We start from the raw sequence: 21,960 nt of genomic DNA, 5'->3' as shown, positions 1-21,960 counted from the left end.
ATCGGGTTCAAGGCGCGCGGCGGAAGCGTTCCGCGGTCACGAGCATCACTGTGACCACCACGAAGACGACCACGGATACGGCCGCCAGGGTCGGGTTCAACTGCAGGATCATGTCGTCCCACATCTGCTTGGGCAGGGTCGTCTTGAGGCCGCCACTGACGAAGATCGCGATCGTCAGCTCGTCGAAGGAGGTGATGAAGGCGAAGAGGAAGGCGGCCACCAGGCCACCTTTCACCAAGGGAATCGTCACGCCGACCAGGGTGCGCAGGCGATTGGCGCCGAGCGTGGCGGCGGCCTGGTCGAGGCGCTGGTCGTAGCTTTTGAGCACGGCGGCGATGGTGACGAGCGTGAACGGGATCGCCAAAACGGTATGGCCGATGATGAGGCCCAGATCCGTTGCGATCAGGCCCATTCGCGCAAACAGATAGAACAGCCCAACCGCGATCACGATGCGCGGCACGATCATCGGCGCGAGAAAGAACGCGAAGATAAGTCCGCCCCAGCGCGTGCGGCTGTTGGCCAGCGCCAGTGCCGTGAAGCCGCCGACCGTCGTCGCGGCGACCGCTGTGGCGAAGGCGACGAGGAAGGAGCGGATCGTTGCCTGGATCCAGAGCGGCGAGGCGAAATAGGTCTTGAACCAGGTCAGGCTATAGCCCGGCGGCGGAAATTCAAGGAATTGCGAGGAGGTGAAGGCGAGCGGGATCACGAGCAGCGTCGGCACCACAAGGAAGGCGATCGTGACCCAGGCGAAGAGCGGCAGGATCAGACCGCTGCCGCGCTTGCCGAGAACCATGCGGGTCAACGCGGCGAGCTTGCCCGCCAGCGCCGCGATCCAGCCGAGGATGACGAGGCCGAGATCGCGGATGCGTCCCGTACTGACCTGTGCGGAGCCGCCCGCAATGGTCGAGAGGCCGAAGAGCCGGTCATAGAGCCAGCAGGAGATCAGCGCGGTCGCGAGCATCATGGCTGCGAGCGCTCCCGCGAAGGGCCAGTTCAGCAACTCCTGGATCTGGGTGATGATGAGCTGCGCCAGCATGGTCTCGCGGCGACCGCCGAGGAAGGCCGGCACGATGAAGAAGCCGAGCGAGGAGATGAAGACGAGCAGCCCTGCGGCGGCGACGCCGGGCAGCGAGAGCTTGAAATAGACCAGCCAGAAAGCGTGAGCCGGCGAGGCCCCGAGCGTCTGCGCTGCCTGGACGAGGCGCTGGTCGATGCCGGCCATGACCGGCAGAAGCGTCATCACCGCCAGCGGCACCATGGCGTGAACCATGCCGACCATGACGCCGAATTCATTGTGGAGCAGCGCCAGCGGCTGATCGACGATCCCTGAGCCCGTCGCCAGCGCGTTGATGATGCCGCTGCGGCCAAGCACGATCATCCAGGCGAAAGTCTTGACGAGATAGCTCGTCCAGAACGGCACCATGACGAAGAGCAGCATGCGGCCGCGGAACATGTCCGGCAGGCGTGCCAGCCAGTAGGCCAAGGGATAGCCGATCAGCAGCGAATACAGGGCCGTGTAGCCGGCGATGCGGAAGGTGATGCCGAGGACGCGCAGATAGACATCCGTACCGGCGATGCGCTGATAGGTGGCTGTCGAGAAGGCGCCGGTCGCGGGATCGACGAGGCTCAAGCCCAGGAGCTGCGCGACTGGATAGGCGAAGAAGACGCAGAGGAAGATGACGCCAGGCAGTGCGAGCCAGAGCGGGCCCAGCCGCGGCAGCCGCCAGCCCGTCCGATGCGGCCTCGCTGCGATCGCGCCGCTCATGGCACCAGTACCGCCTTGTCGCGTTGCCAGCCGGCGACGATGCGTTCGTCGAGGCCGGGAACCGTTTCGCCGGGGCCAAGGCGGAGCACGAGCGCGGCACCATCGCCGAGCTTGGCGATGATCCGTGTCTCCGAGCCTGCGTAGACGATCTCGCTGACCGTCCCGGCGACGCTGTTGCCGGCGCCTGCTCCAAGATGCAGATGCTCCGGCCGGATCACCAGGGCGCCCTTGCCATTGTCGCAGCGCGCGCCATCGGGCAAGGCGAACAGGCCATGCGCGGTCTCTAACGAGCCATTGGCGGTCGCCGTGCCCCGGAAGATGTTCGAAAGGCCGATGAAGTCGGCTGCGAATGCCGTGCGCGGCCGCTCATAAATCTCGCGCGGCGTACCAAGCTGCTCGATTTTGGCATGGTTCATCAGGCAGATCCGGTCGGAGAGCGCCAGCGCCTCCTCCTGATCATGCGTGACATAGACGATGGTCGCGCCGCTTTCGCGATGCAGCCGCTTGATCTCGATCTGCATGTGCTCACGCAGCTTCTTGTCGAGCGCGCCCAGTGGCTCATCCATCAGGATGATCGAGGGCTGGTAGACGAAGCAGCGGGCGAGCGCGACCCGCTGCTGCTGCCCGCCCGACAATTCGCGCGGAAAGCGCTGGGCGAGATGGCCGAGATGGACCATCTCGAGCGTGTCAGTGACGCGCCTGGTGATCTCGGCTGCCGCCCGGCCGCGCATCTTGAGCGGAAAGGCGATGTTCTCGGCAACCGTGAGATGGGGGAACAGCGCGTAGTGCTGGAACACCAGCCCGATGTCGCGCTGATGCACCGGCGTGCGCGACTGGTCGCGCCCGTCGATGATCACGCGGCCTTCGCTGGCCTCCACGAGGCCGCAGATCAACTGCAGCAACGTTGTCTTGCCGGAGCCCGAAGGGCCCAGCAGCGTGAGGAACTCGCCTTCACCGACGCTGAGCGAGCTCGCTTCGAGGGCCGTGGTCGCGCCATAGCGCTTGCACAGCTCCTCGACGACGAGCTTGGGCGGCCTCTCGCCGCCGTGAGGCTGGATCGCCACCACAGTCGCCGATCTCAGATCAGCAGCCAGGCGTTGAAGCGCTCGGTCACGGCGGCGCGATTGGCGCTCCACCAGCCCTCATTGGCGATCGCCATCAGCTTGAGGTTGTCCGGCGCGGTCGGGAGCGACTTGGCGCGCTCAGCGGGAATCGTCTTGTAGGCGTCGAGATTGGTCGGCCCATAGGCCAGGATCTCGGTGTAGACAGCCTGCGCCTGCGGCGAAGAGCAGAACTTGATGAACTGTCGCGCTGCCTCGGCGCGCGGACCGCCCTTCGGCATGGCCCAGCCCTCGATCGAGTAAAGGCCCTGGTTCCAGACGATCTTGGCTGGCGTGCCGCCATCGATCGCTGCCTGGAAACGCGCATTCCAGCCGGGGATCATGTCGACCTCGCCGCTCTGCAGCAATTGCGTCGACTGCGCGCCGCCGGTCCACCAGACCGCGATATGCGGCTTGATCTTGTCGAGCACCTTGAAGGCGCGCTCGATATCGAGCGGGTAGAGCTTGTCGAGCGGTACGCCGTCGGCGAGCAGCGCCTGCTCGATCGAGTCGATCGGGTTCTTGCGCAGGGCGCGGCGGCCCGGAAATTTCTCGATATTGAAGAAGTCGGCCCAGCTCGTCGGCGCGTTCTTCACCCGGTCGGTGCGATAGGCCAGAACGGTCGAATAGACGTCCGTGCCCATGAAGTTGTCCGAAATCGCCTCCGGCATCAATTGCGGCACGTCGGCATGGGAGAAGCCGATCGGATCGAGCAGATTCTGGGAGGCGAGGATGTCGCGCGCCGACAGCGTCAGCGTGCAGACGTCCCATGTGTAGGATTTGGTCTCGACCATCGCCTTGAACTGGGCGGTCGGCTCCGCTTCACGGGCGACGTTGACGACCTTGTTGCCGGTCGCCTTCTCGAAGGGATCGTAGAAGGCCTTGCGGAAGGCGGGGCCGAAAGGCCCGCCGGGATCGGCGACCGTGATCTGCGTTGCCGCATCGGCACGTCCGATCAAGGCGGGTGCGAGCATCGCACCGGCGGCCGCGCCACCTGCCAGTTGCAGCAGGTCGCGTCGGCTCGGAATCATCGTCTTGCTGGTCATAGACATCTCCCCTTCAAGCGGTTTTCCGCAATTTCCCCATGGGTGATCGTGACGTCAGGCTCAGGCTGTCTTCCGCGCGGCTCTTTTTGCGAGGAATTCTTCCATCATGCGGGCGGGTTCTCCGGTGGCGTAAGCCTCGCGCTGGTTGCGGATGCCGGCCTTGAGGCACTCGCGGAAGCTTTCCTCCGTAACCTCGCGGAAGCGGGCCTTGTTGAGACGCATCGCGACAGGTGGCTTTCCGGCGAGCTCGGTGGCGAGTGCGAGCGCCGCCTCCATCACGGTCTCCTTCGCCACGATCCGGTTGATCAGGCCGATCCGGAAGCATTCGTCGGCATCCATCATCCGCCCGGTCAGGGTCAGGTCGATGGTGCGGGCGATCCCGATCATCTCGCGCATGATCCAGGGGCCGGTCACCGAGGCAATGCCGGAATTGATCTCGGGCTGGCCCATGGTGACGCCGTCATGGCCGATGCGCAGGTCGCAGAGCAAAGCGACCTGGAAGGCCGAGCCGGCAGCGACGCCGTTGAGCGCGGCGATGAGCGGCTTGGAGAGCGAGCGCAGCCGATCATAGAGGCGCTCCCACTCGCCCATCCAGAGTTCGGCGCGGTCGGGATCGAAGGTCTTGGTCTCGTTCAGGTCCTGGCCGGCTCCGAAAGCCCGGTCGCCAGCGCCCGTCAGGACGATGGCGCGCACCGTCTCATTGGCTTCGAGCGCATCGAGCGCCTCGACCAGCCGCGCCCGCATCGGCGCGTTCCACGCATTCAGCACCTCAGGGCGGTTCAGCGTCAGAATCCCGACGGGACCGCGAACCTCGCTTAGAACGAACGCCTGCATGGATTCCGTCTCCCGATGAGTTTTTATTACGATGCAATAATTTCTATTATTTAATCAACGCCAATGAGGTTACCTTGTCAACCGGGGTGGTCGCGGCCATTGATCCGGGGAAGGAGAAGACCTGCATGTCCACGCTTGACGCGAGCCCGGCCGGCCGCAAACGCGCCGCCACCTCGGACGACAAGGCCGAGAGGAAAGACGACGCCTTGATGGTGATGTCGGTCGAGAAGGCCTTTCGGGTGCTCTCGGCTTTCGGCCGTCAGCATCCGACGCTGAACCTGTCGCAGGTCGCATCCGTGACCGGGATGGATCTGAGCGCGGCCCAGCGCTTCACGCATACGCTGGTCAAGCTCGGCTTCCTGAGCAAGGACAGCGAGACCAAGCGCTTCGAGCTCACCGCCAAGACGCTCGACCTCGGCTACCATTTCTTCCGCAGCAGCCGGCTGGTCGATCGGGCGATGCCTTATCTCATGCATCTCAGCAAGGAGACCGAGGAAACGGTCAACCTGACCATGCTCGAGGACACCGAGATCATCTTCGTCTCGCGCTTCCTCAGCCGGCATGTGCTGAACACGGACGTCATCATCGGCACGCGGATGCCGGCCTATTGCACGGCGCCCGGCATCGCGATGCTGTCCCGGCTGCCCGAGGCCGAGGCGCTGGCGATCATCGATCGCTCCGACCTGCAGCCCCATACGCCCTCCACGACATGGCAGCGCGAGAGACTGGTGAGCAAGATCCGGGAGGCGAGGGCGCAGGGTTATGCGACCGCCTTCGAGGAGTTCTATCTGGGCGACGCCTCGATCGCGGCGCCGATCCTCGATCATCGCGGCCGGCCCGAAGGGGCGGTGAATGTCGCGGTGTCGTGTTCGCGCTACAGCCGCGAAGAGGTCGTGACGCGCTACTCCTCCCTGATCATCGCCGCCGCCCACGCGATCTCGCGGGTCTGAGGGGGGCTGCGCGGCACGCGGCTTGACAGGCTGACGACGCGACTATCATCATCCGCATTATTTTATTGCATCGTAATAGAATGGCGCGGAGACGGGGATGGATGATCACGCCGGCCAGTTCGTGCGGGCCGTGTCTCGACAGGGGCCGCGCATCACGCTCCACTTCGACGGAGAGGCGGTGGAGGCGGCTGAAGGCGAGAGCGTGCTCGCCGCTTTGCTGACGCAGCGCCCGTTCTTGCGGCGCACCGAATTCGGCAGCGAGCCACGCGCCGGCTTCTGCCTGATGGGGGCCTGCCAGGACTGTTGGGTCTGGTCGGATACGGGTGGGCGATTGCGCGCCTGCACCACCAATGCGTCGGCAGGCATGGTCTTGCGCAGCCAGCCGCCAGAAGCGGATGTCTTGCGTGGCTGAGATCGTCGTCGTCGGCGCCGGACCGGCCGGCATCAATGCCACTGAGCGGCTTTGCGCGCATGGTCATCGCGTGGTGCTGGTCGATGAGGGCCGGCAGGCCGGCGGCCAGGGCTATCGCCGGCCGTCGCCCGGTCTCGATCTCGACATGGCGGCGCTGATGGGCACGGAGGCCGGCAAATACGAGGCGCTGCACGCCCGCTTCGCCAGGCTGTTGCCGCTGATCGACTACCGTCCGCAGACGCTGGTCTGGGCGGTCGAGGACAATATGCTCCATGTGGTCCAAGCGGGTGTTGCCTCGACGCTGCGTTTCGACGTGCTCGTTCTTGCAACCGGCGCCATGGACAAGGTCGCACCGTTTCCCGGCTGGACGCTGCCGGGCGTGTTCACGCTGGGTGGGGCGCAGGTCGCGCTCAAGGATCAGGGTTGCCTGATCGGTCGGCGCGTCGCCTTCCTCGGCTCATCGCCTCTGCTGGCGCTCGCGGCGGCGCAATACCGCAAGCTTGGCTGCGAGATCGTGGCCATTGCCGACACCACGCCTTTCGCGAGCAAGCTGGCGGCGCTGCCGGCCTTGGCCCAATCGCCGCGCACGCTGTGGCGCGGCCTGTCCTATCTCGCCGGTGCGATGCTGGCAGGCGTGCCCGTCCTGCATGGCGTGACACCGGTGGAGGTGGTCGGCGACGGCCATGTCGAAGCCTTGATCCTGCGTGATCGGCGCGGGCGCGAGCGACATTTCTCCTGCGATGCCATTGCGCTGGGCTATGGTCTTAAGCCTGAGACGCAGCTGGCCGAGCTCGCCGGCGCGACGCTCCGCTTTGACGAAGCCTTTCGGCTCTGGCTGCCGCAATGCGACGCTGATGGGCGCGCCGCGCCGGGGCTCTATCTCGCCGGCGATGGCGCGGCGATCGGCGGGGCTGACGCGGCCGAGGCCAGTGGCGGGCTCGTGGCGATGGCCGTGCTCGCCGACCTTGGCGAGTCGGTCGATGAGCGGGCGCGCCTTGAGCTCCGCCGCAGGCTCGCCCGGCTGCGCGGCTTCCAGAAGGGGCTGGCGAAAGCTTTCACCTGGCCAGTCGCACAGATCCGCGCCTTGCCGGATGAGGTGATGCTCTGCCGCTGCGAGGAGGTCCGCATCGGCGAGGTCAGGCAGGCGATGGCGCAGCAGCTCGGCCCGGTCGAGATCAACCGGGTCAAGGCGATGACACGCTGCGGCATGGGGCGTTGCCAGGGCCGTGTCTGCGGCCCGGCGCTGCAGGAGATCGTCGCGGGCGCAGCCGGGGTCGCAGGTGAACAGGCCGGCCGGCTGCGAGCCCAGGCGCCGGTCAAGCCGATCGCGCTCTGCGTGGCGGGCGAAGCGCCATGAGCAGGCATACGGCGGATGTCGTGATCGTCGGCGGCGGCTTGATCGGCGTCTGGACCGCCTTCTTCCTGGCCCGGCGCAAGCAGCGTGTCGTCCTGATCGAGAAAGGTGTCGTCGGCGCGCAATCGAGCGGCACGAATTTCGGGAATCTGCGGCTCCAGGGCCGCTTTCCCGGTCAGTATCCGCTCTCGCTGCGCTCGCAGGCGCTCTGGGAGGAGATCGAGGCGCTGATCGGCGAGGATTGCGAGTTCGCGCAGACTGGACATCTCTATCTCGCCTATGACGACGAGGAGAGAGCGAAGCTCGAAGGCTATGCGCAGGTCTCCGAATCCCATGGCCTCACCATCGAGCGCCTGGGACCATCCGATCTGCGCAAGCGCTGGCCCTGGCTGAGCGAGCAGGCGGTGGCCGCGACCTTCTCGGCGCGCGACGCGACGGCCAATCCAAGGCTGGTGACGCCTGCCGTCGCGCGCGCCGCACGAGCGCTGGGCGTGACCATCATCGAGAACGCCTGCGTCACCGATGTCGAGCGCAGCAGCGGCGGGTTCTCGGTGAAGACGGCCGATGGAGCGCATTGGAGCAGCAGTGCTCTCGTCAATGCGGCCGGAGCCTGGGCGGTCGCGATCGCCGAGCGCTTCGGCGAGACCGCGCCGATCATCCCGGCCGGCCCGCCGCAATTCGTGACGGAGCCCTTTCCTTATCTGGTCGAGCCTTCGATCCAGTCTGTCGACGGCTCGGTGATCTTCCGGCAGATCCCGCGCGGAAATATCATCCTCGCGGGCTATCCGCGCACGGCGGCCGATCCGGTCAATCATCGCGCGCCCGTCCCTCCGGCCAAGACATTGGCCGCGATGCGCGCGCTCGCCAGGGTCGCCCCCATCCTGGCGCAATGCCACGTCATTCGCGTCTGGTCCGGAATCGAGGGCTATCTGCCCGATATGATCCCGGTGATCGGCCCGAGCCTGACGATGCCGGGCCTCTTCCACGCCTTCGGCTTCTGCGGCCACGGCTTCCAGATCGGGCCGGGTGTCGGGCTTTGCCTGAGCGAAATGATCGTCGAGGGAGCGACATCGACGCCGCTCGAGCCCTTCTCGATCGGTCGGTTCCGCGAGAGCGTCGCGGTCAGCGAAAAATTCCGGAAGGAATTCGACGGTGCGTGAAGCGGCTAGGGGCGAGATTGAAGCAATCTGGCCCTGCAAAGCCTGCCAGTACGAACGCCCGGGCTATTGAGCGCCAATGAAGTTCCGACTAGACGCCCTGGAGGGCAGGGCTACCGGAGCAGTGGCCGCGCCGGTCGTGCTCAAGCAGTCAGTCCGGCTCAGATGGTACGATATTCCAACAGGTTGCGATGCTTCTTGAACAGTCGAACGAGGGTGAGATGATGCGGCTTGCGGGTGGACGCGAAGCGGTCGGCTTGTCATGACGGTGCGGGCGATCGTCAGCTATCCCGATGCGCGGCTGCGTTTGACAGCCGAGTCGGTCGTCGATTTCGACGATGAACTCGGCGCGCTCGTCACGGATCTCATCGACACGATGCGGGCGGCTCCCGGCATCGGCATCACGGCCCCGCATATCGGCAATGCACGGCGCGTCGTCGTGATCGAGCTGTCGGCTGCGGATGGCGTCCGAGTCTATATCAATCCTGAGATCGTCCAGGCTTCCCAGGAGATGCTCCAGCATGAGGAGGGCAGTATTTCCATGCCCGGCGTGACCGAGGAGGTCGAACGGCATGCAAAACTGTCGGTCCGCTACCGGGACCAGGACGGCAATGAGCGCTCCGAGGATACGGAGGGTTTGCTCGCGGTCTGCCTCCAGCACGAGATCGACCAGCTCGACGGCATGTTCTGGATTCACAGGCTTTCGCGCCTGAAGCGCGAGCGCTTGATCAAGCGCTATGAGAAACTGGCGCGGCGCTGAAGGGATTCGAGGCGGATATGACGATCACGATCTACGGCATCAAGAACTGCGACACGATGAAGAAGGCGCGCAGCTGGCTGGAGGCGCGGGGCGTCGCTCATGCCTTCCACGACTACAAGGCGAGCGGCATAGACCGCATCTCCCTGGCGCGCTGGGTTCAGGAGCATGGCTGGGAAACCGTGCTCAACCGCGCCGGCACGACCTTTCGCGCCCTGCCCGATGTCGACAAGCAGGGGCTGGATGCCGGGAAGGCGATCACGCTGATGCTAGCCCAACCCTCGATGATCAAGCGCCCGGTACTCGATCTCGGCGGCAAGACGCTGGTGGGCTTCAAGCCGGAGATCTATGAGGCGGCGCTCAGCTCGCGGGCTTGAGGCTCGCCGCCCAGTAGTCCTTGACCTGCTTCACCAGAGCGTCCGGCAAAGGCACATAGCCGAGCGCCGTCGCGTCGGCGCCGCCTGTATCGAGCGAGAGGCGGAAGAAATTCAGGACCTCGCGGGTGCGCGGCGTCTGCGGCTTCGGCACCAGCGCGAAGGTGGTCGCGACGATCGGGTAGGCCTGGGCGCCGGGCGCGTCGGTCAGCATCAGCGCGAAATCCCTGGTCGAGCCCCATTCGGCGCTGGCGGCGGCAGCTTGCAGGCTCGCGGCGTCGGCCTTGATGAAGTTGCCGGACTTGTTCTGCACCAGCCCGTAGGCCAACGAGGCGCGCAGTACTTGGCCGAGCTCGATGTAACCGATCGAATTCCTGATCCGCGCGATGGCGCCCGCGACGCCCTGCGTCCGTTCCGCTCCGGCGCCGGTCGGCCAGGCGACTTGCGTGTTGGCGCCGATCCGGTCGCGCCATTCGGGGCTGACCTTGGCGAGGTAGTCGGTCCAGTTGAACGTCGTGCCCGAGCCGTCCGAGCGGTAGATCACGTTGATCGCGGCGTCGGGTAGCTTGAGACCGGGATTGACGGCCGCAATCGCGGGGTCGGACCAGCGCTTGACCTTGCCGAGATAGATGTCGGCGAGCAGCGCTCCGGTGAATCTGATCTGGCCGGGACCAACGCCGTCGATGTTCACGACGGGCACGATGCCGCCCATCACGATCGGGAACTGGATGAGGGCCGTCCGGGTCAACTCCTCGGGCGAGAGTGGCCGGTCGCTCGTGCCGAAATCGGTGGCGCGCTGGGTCACGCGAACCTCGCCGCCGAGCGAGCCGACCGGCTCGTAATCGACGCCGATATCGAGCGGGACCATCTCGGCCCCGTCCGATTTGGCGATCCTGTAATTCTGCGCCCATTTGCCGATGATCGGGAAGGCAAAGGTCGAGCCCGCGCCGGTCAGGGGCTCCGCCCGGCCGGGTGAGACCGAGGATGCGACCAGCGCACCCGCGAGAACGACAGTGGCCAAAAGCTTCATCGCGAACTCCCTGCGACCGACGAAAGCGGGCGCAAGACCGATCGCGGCCCTACCCGCAATGCAGTGTTAAGCGGCTGCGATGACGGAGCCGTGACGCCGGAGCCGGCATGCGGGACAGGGTCGGCGCGCAAGCCCGTTCCGGGATCAGGCGGCCGGCAGAGGTGAACGAGCCGCGTCGGCCTTCTTTCGCTTCGCCCCCGATGCGATCCCGATTCCGAATAGAACCGCCGCTAGTCCGACGATGACGTGCCAGCCGATCGGCTCGCCGAGAAGCAGAGCGCCGGCGATGGCGGCGCTGACCGGGTTGACCGTAACCGAGACCGCGACGCGCGTTGGCGTCGTGCGTCCGAGCGCGAAGGACCAGAGAAAGAAGGCCAGCGCGCTGCCGATCAGTCCAACATAGGCGAAGGCGAGCCACTGCGCCGGCCCAGTGTCGGCCAGCCGATGCAGGCCACCCGTCATGGCGGAAAGGCCGATCAGGCCGACGGCACCGACGGCCATGGCCATCGTCGTGAAGGTCGTCGGACCGGAGCGCGCGATCAGTGGTTTTGACCAGACGCTGTAGAACGCCATGCACAGCGCCGCCGCCATCATCAGCAGGTCGCCCCGCCAGGCCTCGGCCGGCGCGCTGGACAGGCCGGTGACCAGCGCCAGCGCCACGCCAGCCATCGCGATCAGGACGCCGATCGTTTTTCGCCAGGTCATCGGCTCGACCCCGAGCGCCGCGCCGACGACCATCGTCAGCAGCGGCAAGGTCGAGAGAGCCAACGCCCCCCGCGCCGCCGTGGTGAAGATCAGCGAGGCGTTGAAGAGGATTGGAAACAACCCGAAGAACAGCGCCCCCAGCCCGGCGACCAGAAGCCAGTCGCGGCGCGCGGGCCAGGCTTCCGTCTGGAGCAATGCCAGTGGCAGAAGCCCGAGAAAGCCGATGCCGAAGCGAAGCGCGCCAAGCGTCATCGGATCGGTCTGGCCGACGACAAAGCGCGTCGCCGCGATCGAGGTGCCTCCGATCGCGCTCGACAGCATCGCCGCCAGAACTCCAAGAAGCTCGCCCATAGCCAGTCTCCACTTGTCGTTGGGCCGGTTTTGCCGGATAGAGTACAAATCAGGGAATGGAATTTCTGGTATAAGCTTGATCAGGAGTTCTGATGAGTGTCGCGAAGCTCGACCCTGATCTGCTGCAGGCATTCGTCGCGGTCGCGGAGCTGCGTTCGTTCACGCGCGCCGCGTCGCAGCTCAACCGCACCCAGTCGGCGGTCAGCATGCAGGTCAAGCGGCTGGAGGATCGGCTCGGGTCGGAACTCCTCGTCCGCAGCACGGTGCATGTCGAGCTGAGCGCTCCCGGCGAAGCGCTGATCGGCTATGCGCGGCAAATCCTGGCCATCAACGCGGAAGCGGTCGCGCGGCTGACCGAGCATCGCCTGGAGGGCCAGGTCCGACTTGGCGTCATGGATGATTATGGCACGCTCGTCATACCGCCGCTGCTGGCGAGTTTTGCCGCGCTCTATCCGCGCATCCAGGTCGAGATGCAGACGGGTTTGACCGGGACCATGACGGAGCGTCTGGGCGATGCGTTCGATCTCGTCATCGCGATGCATCCGCAGGGACAGGGCGGCGGGACCTTTCTTCGGCACGAGCAGGCGGTCTGGGCCGTGGGCGCGACGCGCTCGGCGCTGGTGCAGCGGCCACTCCCGGTCGCGCTCTATCCGCAAGGCTGCCTGTTCAGGCAATGGGCGACGGTCGAACTCGATCGCGCCGGGCTGCGCTGGCGGCTTGCCTTCGTCAGCCACAGCCTCGGCGCGGTCGAGGCCGTGGCGGCACAGGGCCTGGCCGTCACCGTCGTCAAGGCCGGCACCTGCCCGCCGACCCTGCGCATGCTGAAGCCGGAAGACGGTCTGCCGCCCTTGCCGAAGGCCGACATCCGATTGCACTGCGCGGCCAACCCGCCGCAGGCAGCGACGCTTCTGGCCGCGCACCTCGTCGCGGCCTTGGCTCGCGTGTCGTGAACGGGCGACGAGCGTGGGCGGCACTTCCTTCGCGGGCCGCGCTGCGCTAACCCGCTGGCCATGACAACCGACACCATCACGACCGACGCCAGCAGGTCCGATTTCAGCTTCCATCTCGCCGCCCGCGACGGCGCCGCCCGCACCGGCGAGATTCGCATGCCGCGCGGCGTCATTCGGACGCCCGCCTTCATGCCGGTCGGCACCGCCGCGACCGTCAAGGGCATGTATCCCGAACAGGTCAAGGCGCTCGGCGCCGATGTGGTGCTCGGCAACACCTATCATCTGATGCTGCGGCCGGGCGCGGAGCGCGTGGCGAAGCTCGGCGGCCTGCACAAATTCATGAACTGGCCGCACCCGATCCTGACCGATTCCGGCGGCTTCCAGGTGATGTCGCTCTCCCAGCTGCGCAAGCTGACGGAGGAGGGCGTCACCTTCCAGTCGCATATCGACGGTTCGAAGCATGTGCTCACGCCCGAGCGCTCGGTCGAGATCCAGAACCTGCTCGGCTCCGACATCGTGATGCAGCTCGACGAATGCGTCTCGCTGCCTTGCGAGGACAAGGTGGCGGAAAAGGCGATGCGCTTGTCGCTGCGCTGGGCCGAGCGTTGCAAGACAGCCTTCGGCAATCCGGCAGGGCGGGCGCTCTTCGGCATCGTCCAGGGCGGGGTGGTGCCGGCGCTCAGGGTCGAGAGTGCGCGCGAACTCGTCGCCATGGATCTCAAGGGCTACGCCATCGGCGGCCTCGCCGTCGGCGAACCGCAAGACATCATGCTGGCGATGATCGAGACGGTCGAGCCGCATCTACCAGTGGAGAAGCCGCGCTATCTGATGGGCGTCGGCACGCCCGACGATCTCGTCGAGGCGGTCTCGCGCGGCATCGACATGTTCGACTGCGTGATGCCGACGCGCGCCGGCCGCCACGGCCAGATCTTCACGCGCTTTGGCCGGATGAACCTGAAGAACGCCAAGCATGCCGAGGATCCGCGGCCGATCGACCCGCAATCGTCCTGCCAGGCTGCGAATGGCTATGCGCGCGCCTATCTCCACCACCTCGTCAAGGCCGAGGAGATGCTCGGCAAGATGCTGCTGACCTGGGTCAATCTCGCTTATTATCAGGATCTGATGGCGGGCCTGCGCGCCGCGATCGCGCAAGGGCGGCTCCAGGATTTCATTGCCGAGACCAAGGAAGGCTGGGCGCGGGGAGAGCCCGCCGGCGAGCCGGCGTGATCGACCCCTGGTTCGTCCTGCTCTTCGCCAAGATGGCGGTCGCAGCGTCGGTCGTCGTTGGCTGTTCGCTGCTGGCCGAGCGTTCCGGGCCGATGGTCGCGGCGATGATCGCGACGCTGCCGATCTCGGCGGGACCGGTCTATGTCTTCCTCGCGCTGGAGCACGAGCCCGCTTTCCTGGCGGCCGGCGCGCTTGGCAGCATGTCCGCCAATCTCGCCAATACCGGGTTGTCGCTGGCCTATGTCCTGCTGGCGCAGCGCTTTGGCACGTTGCTCAGCCTTGGTGCGGCGCTGGCGGCCTGGTTGGTGGCCGCGATGATGCTGCGGGCGCTCGAGCCGTCCTTCATCGTTCTGGTCTGCGCCACGGTCGTCGGCTTCGGCGCGCTGCACCTGCTGTTCCGGCCCTATCTCGCGGCGCGGCCGAAGGCGGTGTCGGCCCGGCCTTGGTACGCGATCCCGCTGCGCGCGGGCGCTGTCGCCATGCTGGCGGGCACCGTCACCACTGTCAGCAGCCATGTCGGCCCGGCCTGGTCTGGCGTGCTCGCGGCGTTCCCGATCGTGCTGTCGAGCATGATCGCGATGCTGCAGCCGCGCATCGGTGGGCCGGCCATGGCGGCCGTCATCGCCAACAGCGCGCTCGGGTTGATCGGCTTCGGGCTGGCGATCGGCAGCGTCCATCTCAGCGCCGTGGCGCTCGGTTCCGGCCTATCGCTGGCGCTGGGGCTCGCCATCTGCATCGTCTGGAATCTCGGCCTGATGCGGCTCAAGCGCGGCCGGGGCTGAGCGCCGCCAGGAGGCGACGAACAGGCCGCCGATGATCAGCCCGATGCCGGCGATCTGGAGGCCGCCCGGGATTTCGCCGAGGACGGGGATGCCCAAAAGCGTGCCGATGACGGGGATCATCGGCGGGAAACGGCCAACCACGGCCGGGCCCAGCACGCGCGCCGCCCAGCTCCAGATCCACAGGCCCAGGATCACGTTGAGCACGCCCTGATTGATGCCGTGCAGCACGATGACCCACCAGGGCGCGACATCGAAGCCGCGAAAATAGAACAGTGCGTAGAAGGGCAGATAGACCATCGACAGCACCGAGACGATCGCGGTCGCCTTCAGCGCATCGACGCGCCAGAGCTGGATCAGCAAGGGGTAGCATCCCCAGATCAACCCGACACCGAGGAAGCAGAGGTCGCCGAGAAGGATCGTCGGATTGGTGTGCGTGCTGCCGGCGATGGCGAGGCAGGCGAGCCCGAAGAGCACCGCGCCGATGCCGAGGACAAGCTGCCGCGTCAGCGCCGTGGCGAACAGGATGACGCCGCCGACGATGCCGATCACGGTCACCAGTCCCGGGCCGATCGTCGCGCCATGGGCTGCCGGCGCATAGGTCAGCCCGGTCAGCAGCAGATAGCTCATCGGCAGCCCGCTCATGATCGCGAGCGTGGCGCCCCGGCCCCAGCCCACGCCCCCGCAAGTGGAGAGGCCGCCTGAGAGGAAGGTCGGCAGCAGGATGAGCCCGGCCGTGCCGAAGCGCAACGCCAGCAGATCATGCGGGCTGAGCCCGTTGAGGATGGCGTGCCGGCTGACGACGAAGTTCGCGCCGAAGATCACCATGGCCACGACCATGCCACCGAAGGCGAGCCGCCAGCGCTGGCGATCTCGCGCCAGCATGGGCTCCGAAAGCGGCAGGATCTTATGCATGCCCCTTATTATCGCGCCCGTCGGCTCTCCCGTTAGAGGGTGCGGTGCATGGGAGCTGTGCGATTTTTCCGCCGTGCAGCAGAGACTTTGCGGTGCAACAGAAACAAACCGAGATGATCGATCGCAATTGCACCTTGCTTCGGCCTTTCTCGCGCCGGCTGCAGGCGGCTCTCTGAGCAGGTTCATGGAGAACCGAACATGTCCCTTTCCTCCGTATTCGCCGATTCGAAGCGCTTTCTCGGCCATGTCGGCAATCAGGCCGCGGTCTCGATCGTGGCGTCTGCGGTCGCGGCGGCCTTTTTCGCTTTGCCCGAGGCGGTCACGACCGCACCTGGCCTGATCGCGGCGAAGGCCGAATCTCGAGGCTGGATCTCTCCCGTCGCGCCGGACGGCAAGATCAGAGAGCGCCATCACGATGCGGGGGGCGGCGAGGCGCTGACGCAATCGCTGAGCGCGCGCGGTCTGATCGTGCCGGCTGCTTCGGCGATGCCGATGGCGGTGGCCTGGGCGCAGCCTGAGACCGGATTGCCGTCCGTGCCTCAGCCCAGCCCGGTCGTGACCGCCGAGGTTCATGCACGGACGGCGCAGGTGCTGCCGCCTGTCCGCAAGATCGCGCCGGCGGGCGAGAAGGCAGTGCCGGCGAGCGAGCGCTCGCACCAGGTCGCGGAAGCGGCGCCGCAGCTGATCTTGCCGGCGGTTCAGGTGGTCGAAGCCGCGGCAGTGTCGGACGGGTTCGAACCTGTGGCTGCGGCGCGGCCAGCGCCGACGATCCTCGGCCGGGCCGTGCCCGAGCCGGTCGCGCGCGTCGGCGACGTCATGTCGAGCGCCGTTGGAACCGTCGGCGCGGCGGGTTTCTGGACGCTGTCGCAGGCATCCAGCCTGTTGCCGCGCCTTTAGCGGGTTTGCCTAGGCAATCTGACGATCCGATTGGATCGTAAGATTGCCCTAGGCCTTTGTTTTAACGCGCTTTCTTCACACGAACCGGTAATCGACTTCGCTCGAAAGCGCTTGAGCGCCTCAGGCGAGGGCCTTCAGCGCGTCGCGCCCGGCATAGATCGCCTGTGCGCCCAACTCTTCCTCGATACGCAGGAGCTGGTTGTATTTCGCCGTCCGATCGGAGCGGGCGAGCGAACCGGTCTTGATCTGCCCGCAATTGGTCGCGACCGAGAGATCGGCGATGGTCGAATCCTCTGTCTCGCCCGAGCGATGCGACATCACGGCGGTGTAGCCGGCGCGCTGCGCCATTTCGACGGCAGCCAGCGTCTCGGTCAGAGTGCCGATCTGGTTGACCTTGACCAGGATCGAGTTCGCCGTCTTCGCCTTGATGCCGCGCGACAGGCGCGTCACGTTCGTGACGAAGAGATCGTCGCCGACGAGCTGGCACTTCGAGCCGATCGCGTCGGTCAGCGCCTTCCAGCCTTCCCAGTCATCCTCGGCCATGCCGTCCTCGATCGAGACAATCGGATAATTGCCGACGAGCTTGGCGAGGTATTTGGCCTGCGTCTTGGGATCGCGGGTTTTGCGTTCGCCTTCATAGACATAGGAGCCGTCCTTGAAGAACTCGGTTGCGGCGCAGTCGAGCGCCAGCGCGATGTCCTCGCCGGGCTTGTAGCCGGCCTTCTCGACCGCCTGCATGACGAAATCGAGCGCGGCTTCGGCCGATTTCAGGTTCGGCGCAAAGCCGCCCTCGTCGCCGACATTGGTGTTGTGGCCGGCGTCGTGCAGCGCCTTCTTCAGCGTGTGGAAGATCTCCGAGCCCATGCGCAGTGCCTCCGCGAAGGAGGGCGCGCCGATCGGCATGACCATGAATTCCTGGAAGTCGATCGGATTGTCGGCATGGGCGCCGCCATTGACGATGTTCATCATCGGCACGGGCAGGACACGCGCCTGCGTGCCGCCGACATAGCGGTAGAGCGCCAGGCCCGAGGCTTCGGCCGCGGCCTTGGCGACGGCGAGCGAGACGCCGAGGATGGCGTTGGCGCCGAGCTTGCTCTTGTTGGGGGTGCCGTCGAGCTCGATCATCGCCGCGTCGATGGCGACCTGATCCTCGGCGTCCATGGCGACGAGCTGTTCAGCGATCGCGACATTGACGGCCTCGACCGCCTTGAGCACGCCCTTGCCGAGATAGCGGCTCTTGTCGCCGTCGCGCAGCTCGACCGCCTCATGCGCGCCGGTCGAGGCGCCGGAGGGAACGGCGGCGCGGCCCATCGAGCCGTCTTCGAGCACGACATCGACCTCGACGGTCGGGTTGCCGCGGCTGTCGAGGATCTGACGGCCGATGATGTCGATGATCGCGGTCATGGGAAGCTCCGGAGAACGGCAGGACAGGAGTGATGGCGCGCTTCTAGCCAACGCAGCGCCGAACGGAAAGGGGCGGGTGGCGTTTGCGCATATCCAGCTCTCGCTTGACGGATTGTATTTTATAAATTACAAACCGTCACGCTTCATCTCAAGCAGACTGAGACATTTCGCAAATGGGAGCGCAGGCTCAAGGACGCCAAGGCAAGAGCAGCCATCGCTGCACGCCTCTTTCGTCTCGCCAATGGTCTCACAGGGGACGTCTCCGCAGTCGGCGGTGGCGTCAGTGAAATCCGCATTCACCACGGCCCCGGCTATCGCGTCTATTTCCGGAGGCGCGGTGACCAGATCATCATCCTGCTGTGCGGTGGCGACAAAAGCACGCAAGAGCGCGATATCAGGGCGGCAAAGCAACTGGCTGCGGAATGGGAGGATCGGGATGACTGACAAACTCGATGATTACGACCCCGCGGATGCGCTGAAATCCGATGAAGCGGTCGAACTCTTCCTCGACGATGCCTTTGCCAGCGGCAATGCGCGCTATATCGCGCAGGCGCTTGGCGTCGTCGCTCGTGCGAAGGGAATGACAAAGATCGCTCGCGAGACCGGGTTGGCGCGCGAGCAGCTCTACAAGTCGCTCAGCGAAAACGGCAATCCGACGCTAGAAACCACATTGGCTGTGCTAAAGGCGATCGGATTCGAAATGACCGGCAAGCGACATGTCGCATCGCCAGACCCCCTGCAGAGCCTGACATCATGACCCTCGACGCCTCGACCCTGCAACTCGGCCAGCACAGCGCCTTGCCCGCCTCGCCGGACGAAGCACGCCTCGACCGCGTGCCCAACCCGCATGCCGGCACGAACTATCTCGCCCGCTTCACCTGCCCGGAATTCACCTCGATCTGCCCGGTCACCGGACAGCCCGATTTCGGCATCCTGGTGATCGACTATCTGCCGGGCGACTGGCTGGTCGAATCCAAGTCGCTGAAGCTCTATCTCGGCGCCTTCCGCAACCATGGCGCCTTCCACGAGGACTGCACGGTCGGGATCGGCAAGACGCTGGTCGAGCTGTTGCAGCCGGTCTGGTTCCGCATCGGCGGCTACTGGTATCCGCGCGGCGGCATCCCGATCGACGTGTTCTGGCAGACGGGCGAGCCGCCCAAGGGCCTCTGGTTGCCCGATCAGGGCGTCGCACCCTATCGCGGCCGCTGATCTCAGGTTCGGCTGCCGGCCAGCGGCAGGATGCGCGGTGTGAGTTGCCCGAGCGTGGCGATCGCGATGGCGAAGATCACGATCGCGGCGCCCGTGCCGATGAGGTGCATCAGCACGCCCATCACCACCGGCCCTATCGCCTGACCAAGAAAGAAGCAGCAGGCGAACAGGGCGACCGCCGATCCGCGCACGCTCGGCGCGAGCTCTGTCGCCTGCGCCTGGAAGGTGCCGTGCAGCAGGAAGAAGCCGAAACCCTGGAAGCTGAAGAGGATGATCGCGCTCCACCAGGGCCAGTCGAAGGCAAACAGCGCGAGTGCGCAGGCGCAGATGGCCCCGCCGACGCGCGTCATCAGCGAGGGGCCGAGGCGCTCGACCAGGATCCGGGTTAGAAGCCCATAAACCAGGCAGCCGAAGCCCATGCCGGCGATGGCGAAGCCGGCTTGTGCCGGGCCGACACCCGAGCGCTCGGCTAGGATCGCCGCGACATAGGACGGGACGCCGAAGAGCAGGACACCCTCGGTGATGACGAGGCCGTAGAGCAGCTTGGTCTTGGGATTCGAGAACACCGTCTTGTAGTTCGCGATCGCGCCCGAGAGGCTCAAGGGTTGGCGTGCGACATTGCGGCGCGGCTTCAGCACGAAGGCGACGAGAAGCGCAGCCAGGATCGCGATCGCCGCCGCCGACAGGAAGGCCGCGCGCCAGCCCGCATGGGTCGCGATCAGGCCGGAGCAGGCCGAGCCCGACATCTGCCCCACGATCATCAGCACCAGGAAGTGCCCGAGCGCGACCTGGCGCTCCTGCATCGGGGCGCGATCGCCGATCGCCGCCATGGCGATGGGAATGACGCCGCCCGAGGCGATGCCGGTCAGTGCGCGCAGCAGGGTCATCGTCTCGTAGGACCAGGAGAAGGCTGCGGTGGTCGAGAGCGTCGCCAGGACGATCAGGCAGATCAGGATGGTGCGCACCTTGCCGATCGAGTCGGCGATAGGGCCGAGGAAGGGCTGGCCCAGCGCATAAGACAGCGAGAACGCCGTCACCATCGCCACGATCTGCGGCACGGTCTGTGCGAATTCGTTCGCCAGCGTCGGAATCAGCGGATCGACGATCCGCATCGTGAAGGTCGATGCGAAGCCACAGGCTCCGAGGACGAGGATGAGGGGGCGCAGCGAGGCAGGCGTTGGCGAAGCAGCGGGGCTTTCAGACATAAGCCAGCGTAGGCAAGGCGCGTGCCTTGGCAAGCAGGTCAAAGCCTTGCAGCTCTGCGATCAGCGCAGGGAAGTCGGCGAGCGGTACCATGTTGGGGCCGTCCGAGGGGGCCTTGTCCGGATCGGGATGGGTCTCGATGAAGACGCCGGCGACTCCGACGGCGACGGCGGCCCGGGCTAGCACCGGCACGAATTCGCGCTGCCCGCCGGAGGAAGAACCCTTGCCGCCCGGCTGCTGCACCGAATGGGTGGCGTCGAAGATCACCGGCGCGCCGATCTCGGCCATGATCGGCAGGGCTCGCATGTCGGAGACCAGCGTGTTGTAGCCGAAGGAGGCGCCGCGCTCGGTCAGCATGACGTTGGGATTGCCGCTCTCGGTGATCTTGGCGGCGACATTGACCATGTCCCATGGCGCCAGGAACTGGCCCTTCTTGACGTTGACGACACGGCCGGTCCTGGCCGCCGCGACGAGGAGATCGGTCTGGCGGCAGAGAAAGGCCGGGATCTGCAGCACGTCGACGACTTCGGCGACGGCGGCGCATTGGCTTGCTTCATGCACATCGGTCAGGACGGGCAAGCCGGTGCGCTCGCGGATCTCGGCGAAGACGGGCAGGGCGGCGTCGAGGCCCATGCCGCGCTGGCCCCGGGCGCTGGTGCGGTTGGCCTTGTCGAACGAGGTCTTGAAGACGATGCCGATGTCCAGGCGTTCCGAGATTTCCTTCAGGGCGAAGGCCATCTCGAGCGCATGCTCGCGGCTTTCCATCTGGCAGGGGCCGGCGATCAGCGAAAGCGGCAGGCTGTTGCCGAAACGCACCGGCCGGGCGAGGTCGGTGCCGATGCTGACGATGGCGTTGGCGGTCATGGACACGATTCCTGGGCAAGGTTCCTGGGCGAGGATACCCGCCGGGCTTAGGTCCGGGGCGTGGGTGGGTCAAGCGAGAGCTGTCTGCACTGGCAAGGCTGTCTTGCACCGCAATCTTGGGAGGCATCGCGCCAAACGGACTGGCGAAGCAGCCGCGAGGTCTGTAAATTCGCGGACGAAGCATTATGTCGGGTGGGAACGCCGGGAAACGATCTTGAGAACAGCAGCGACGATGACGGGTGAGGCAAGGGGCGACAGGGATCGGCGCGCCGTGATTGTGCCACGTTCGTCCGCCGAGATGGTCGAGCGCCCCAAGCGCCCCAACGCGCCGTCAGATGGCGGCCGGGACGGGACAGGGACCGCGGTCCTGACGCGGACGCGGACGCGCAAGCCCAATCTCTACCGGGTGCTGCTGCTGAACGACGACTACACGCCGATGGAGTTCGTCGTTCACGTTCTCGAACGCTTCTTCAACAAGGACCGCGCCGAGGCGACGCTGATCATGATGCATGTGCATCAGAACGGCGTCGGCGAATGCGGTGTCTTCACATACGAGGTCGCCGAGACCAAGGTGACACTCGTCATGGATCTTGCACGCAAGCACATGCACCCGCTGCAATGCGTGATGGAGAAGAAGTAGCCTTGCGTTTGGACGATCTGGATTCGGTCTCACCTCT

24 protein-coding genes are annotated in these 21,960 nt (G+C 66.0%); 14 read left to right on the top strand and 10 right to left on the bottom strand.

The annotated features are described in order from the left end of the window. Positions 1–7 precede the first annotated feature (7 nt). From BHK69_RS20990 to BHK69_RS20975, 4 genes are read right to left on the bottom strand one after another with little or no spacing between them, the layout of a single operon-like run. Entirely contained in the window at positions 8–1,765 is a 1,758-nt protein-coding gene (locus BHK69_RS20990; protein ID WP_069691795.1) for an ABC transporter permease subunit, read from the bottom strand. Beyond that, the gene (locus tag BHK69_RS20985; RefSeq protein ID WP_244548267.1) at positions 1,762–2,829 is read right to left on the bottom strand and encodes an ABC transporter ATP-binding protein; all 1,068 of its coding nucleotides are present in this window, start codon (positions 2,827–2,829) and stop codon (positions 1,762–1,764) included. Before BHK69_RS20985 ends, BHK69_RS20990 begins: the two co-directional genes overlap by 4 nt. Before the next feature lie 14 nt (positions 2,830–2,843). Further along, a complete protein-coding gene (locus BHK69_RS20980) occupies positions 2,844–3,911 on the bottom strand; it encodes an ABC transporter substrate-binding protein (protein WP_069691793.1) in 1,068 nt (355 codons plus the stop codon). Positions 3,912–3,971: 60 nt separating this feature from the next. Continuing rightward, positions 3,972–4,745, bottom strand: a complete 774-nt coding sequence (locus BHK69_RS20975; RefSeq protein WP_069691792.1) for an enoyl-CoA hydratase/isomerase family protein — start codon at positions 4,743–4,745, stop codon at positions 3,972–3,974. A 125-nt stretch (positions 4,746–4,870) separates the two neighbouring features. Between BHK69_RS20975 and BHK69_RS20970 the strand changes: the two genes are divergently transcribed. From BHK69_RS20970 to BHK69_RS20945, 6 genes are all read left to right on the top strand, one after another. Next, on the top strand, positions 4,871–5,695 hold the full coding sequence (locus BHK69_RS20970; RefSeq protein WP_069691791.1) for an IclR family transcriptional regulator: 825 nt from the start codon (positions 4,871–4,873) through the stop codon (positions 5,693–5,695). Between the two features lie 97 nt (positions 5,696–5,792). Next, complete coding sequence (locus BHK69_RS20965; RefSeq protein WP_069691790.1) at positions 5,793–6,107, top strand: (2Fe-2S)-binding protein; 315 nt, start codon at positions 5,793–5,795, stop codon at positions 6,105–6,107. After that, complete coding sequence (locus BHK69_RS20960) at positions 6,100–7,464, top strand: FAD/NAD(P)-dependent oxidoreductase (protein WP_244548266.1); 1,365 nt, start codon at positions 6,100–6,102, stop codon at positions 7,462–7,464. The genes BHK69_RS20965 and BHK69_RS20960 overlap by 8 nt, the downstream gene beginning before the upstream one ends. Beyond that, complete coding sequence (locus BHK69_RS20955; protein WP_069691788.1) at positions 7,461–8,621, top strand: NAD(P)/FAD-dependent oxidoreductase; 1,161 nt, start codon at positions 7,461–7,463, stop codon at positions 8,619–8,621. The genes BHK69_RS20960 and BHK69_RS20955 overlap by 4 nt, the downstream gene beginning before the upstream one ends. Before the next feature lie 259 nt (positions 8,622–8,880). Continuing rightward, positions 8,881–9,378, top strand: coding sequence for a peptide deformylase (locus tag BHK69_RS20950; RefSeq protein ID WP_069691787.1), 498 nt, complete (start codon positions 8,881–8,883; stop codon positions 9,376–9,378). Positions 9,379–9,395: 17 nt separating this feature from the next. After that, positions 9,396–9,752 carry an ArsC family reductase gene (locus tag BHK69_RS20945; RefSeq protein WP_069691786.1) on the top strand — a complete coding sequence of 119 codons (357 nt, stop codon included), beginning with the start codon at positions 9,396–9,398 and terminating at the stop codon, positions 9,750–9,752. On the opposite strand, the gene pstS is transcribed toward BHK69_RS20945, so the two are convergent. Together pstS and BHK69_RS20935 are read right to left on the bottom strand one after the other, a co-directional pair. Beyond that, entirely contained in the window at positions 9,736–10,779 is a 1,044-nt protein-coding gene (gene pstS / locus BHK69_RS20940; RefSeq protein ID WP_069691785.1) for a phosphate ABC transporter substrate-binding protein PstS, read from the bottom strand. The genes BHK69_RS20945 and pstS overlap by 17 nt on opposite strands. Before the next feature lie 144 nt (positions 10,780–10,923). After that, a complete protein-coding gene (locus BHK69_RS20935) occupies positions 10,924–11,835 on the bottom strand; it encodes a DMT family transporter (RefSeq protein ID WP_069691784.1) in 912 nt (303 codons plus the stop codon). Positions 11,836–11,927: 92 nt separating this feature from the next. On the opposite strand from BHK69_RS20935, the gene BHK69_RS20930 reads away from it, so the two are divergent. The 3 genes from BHK69_RS20930 to BHK69_RS20920 are packed head-to-tail and all read left to right on the top strand — an operon-like array spanning position 11,928 to position 14,794. Further along, complete coding sequence (locus BHK69_RS20930) at positions 11,928–12,785, top strand: LysR family transcriptional regulator (protein ID WP_069691783.1); 858 nt, start codon at positions 11,928–11,930, stop codon at positions 12,783–12,785. A 60-nt stretch (positions 12,786–12,845) separates the two neighbouring features. Then, positions 12,846–14,012 carry a tRNA guanosine(34) transglycosylase Tgt gene (tgt, locus tag BHK69_RS20925; RefSeq protein WP_069691782.1) on the top strand — a complete coding sequence of 389 codons (1,167 nt, stop codon included), beginning with the start codon at positions 12,846–12,848 and terminating at the stop codon, positions 14,010–14,012. Continuing rightward, positions 14,009–14,794, top strand: a complete 786-nt coding sequence (locus BHK69_RS20920; protein ID WP_244548265.1) for a hypothetical protein — start codon at positions 14,009–14,011, stop codon at positions 14,792–14,794. The genes tgt and BHK69_RS20920 overlap by 4 nt, the downstream gene beginning before the upstream one ends. Here the strand turns inward: BHK69_RS20920 and BHK69_RS32720 are convergent. Beyond that, a complete protein-coding gene (locus BHK69_RS32720; RefSeq protein WP_069691781.1) occupies positions 14,717–15,706 on the bottom strand; it encodes a DMT family transporter in 990 nt (329 codons plus the stop codon). The genes BHK69_RS20920 and BHK69_RS32720 overlap by 78 nt on opposite strands. Before the next feature lie 198 nt (positions 15,707–15,904). On the opposite strand from BHK69_RS32720, the gene BHK69_RS32715 reads away from it, so the two are divergent. Then, entirely contained in the window at positions 15,905–16,603 is a 699-nt protein-coding gene (locus tag BHK69_RS32715; RefSeq protein ID WP_069691780.1) for a hypothetical protein, read from the top strand. Positions 16,604–16,723: 120 nt separating this feature from the next. On the opposite strand, the gene eno is transcribed toward BHK69_RS32715, so the two are convergent. Next, positions 16,724–18,007 carry a phosphopyruvate hydratase gene (gene eno, locus BHK69_RS20905; protein WP_069691779.1) on the bottom strand — a complete coding sequence of 428 codons (1,284 nt, stop codon included), beginning with the start codon at positions 18,005–18,007 and terminating at the stop codon, positions 16,724–16,726. Between the two features lie 111 nt (positions 18,008–18,118). On the opposite strand from eno, the gene BHK69_RS31615 reads away from it, so the two are divergent. Genes BHK69_RS31615 through queF form a run of 3 tightly spaced genes read left to right on the top strand, consistent with a single transcriptional unit; the run spans position 18,119 to position 19,216 of the window. Next, complete coding sequence (locus tag BHK69_RS31615; RefSeq protein ID WP_083269881.1) at positions 18,119–18,451, top strand: type II toxin-antitoxin system RelE/ParE family toxin; 333 nt, start codon at positions 18,119–18,121, stop codon at positions 18,449–18,451. Continuing rightward, positions 18,444–18,764 carry an addiction module antidote protein gene (locus BHK69_RS20895; protein WP_069691777.1) on the top strand — a complete coding sequence of 107 codons (321 nt, stop codon included), beginning with the start codon at positions 18,444–18,446 and terminating at the stop codon, positions 18,762–18,764. Before BHK69_RS31615 ends, BHK69_RS20895 begins: the two co-directional genes overlap by 8 nt. Continuing rightward, on the top strand, positions 18,761–19,216 hold the full coding sequence (queF, locus tag BHK69_RS20890; protein WP_148663523.1) for a preQ(1) synthase: 456 nt from the start codon (positions 18,761–18,763) through the stop codon (positions 19,214–19,216). The genes BHK69_RS20895 and queF overlap by 4 nt, the downstream gene beginning before the upstream one ends. Before the next feature lie 2 nt (positions 19,217–19,218). Here queF and BHK69_RS20885 read toward each other — a convergent pair whose 3' ends face one another. Continuing rightward, positions 19,219–20,328 carry an MFS transporter gene (locus BHK69_RS20885; RefSeq protein ID WP_158516253.1) on the bottom strand — a complete coding sequence of 370 codons (1,110 nt, stop codon included), beginning with the start codon at positions 20,326–20,328 and terminating at the stop codon, positions 19,219–19,221. An 85-nt stretch (positions 20,329–20,413) separates the two neighbouring features. Beyond that, entirely contained in the window at positions 20,414–21,283 is an 870-nt protein-coding gene (gene kdsA / locus BHK69_RS20880; protein WP_069691774.1) for a 3-deoxy-8-phosphooctulonate synthase, read from the bottom strand. Positions 21,284–21,581: 298 nt separating this feature from the next. On the opposite strand from kdsA, the gene clpS reads away from it, so the two are divergent. After that, complete coding sequence (clpS, locus tag BHK69_RS20875) at positions 21,582–21,923, top strand: ATP-dependent Clp protease adapter ClpS (protein WP_069693843.1); 342 nt, start codon at positions 21,582–21,584, stop codon at positions 21,921–21,923. Positions 21,924–21,960 lie beyond the last annotated feature (37 nt).

This window comes from Bosea vaviloviae, assembly GCF_001741865.1.
Lineage (GTDB): Bacteria > Pseudomonadota > Alphaproteobacteria > Rhizobiales > Beijerinckiaceae > Allobosea > Allobosea vaviloviae.
The sequence above is the reverse complement of the archived record's forward strand: the minus strand, read 5'-3'. Positions and strand labels throughout refer to the sequence as shown.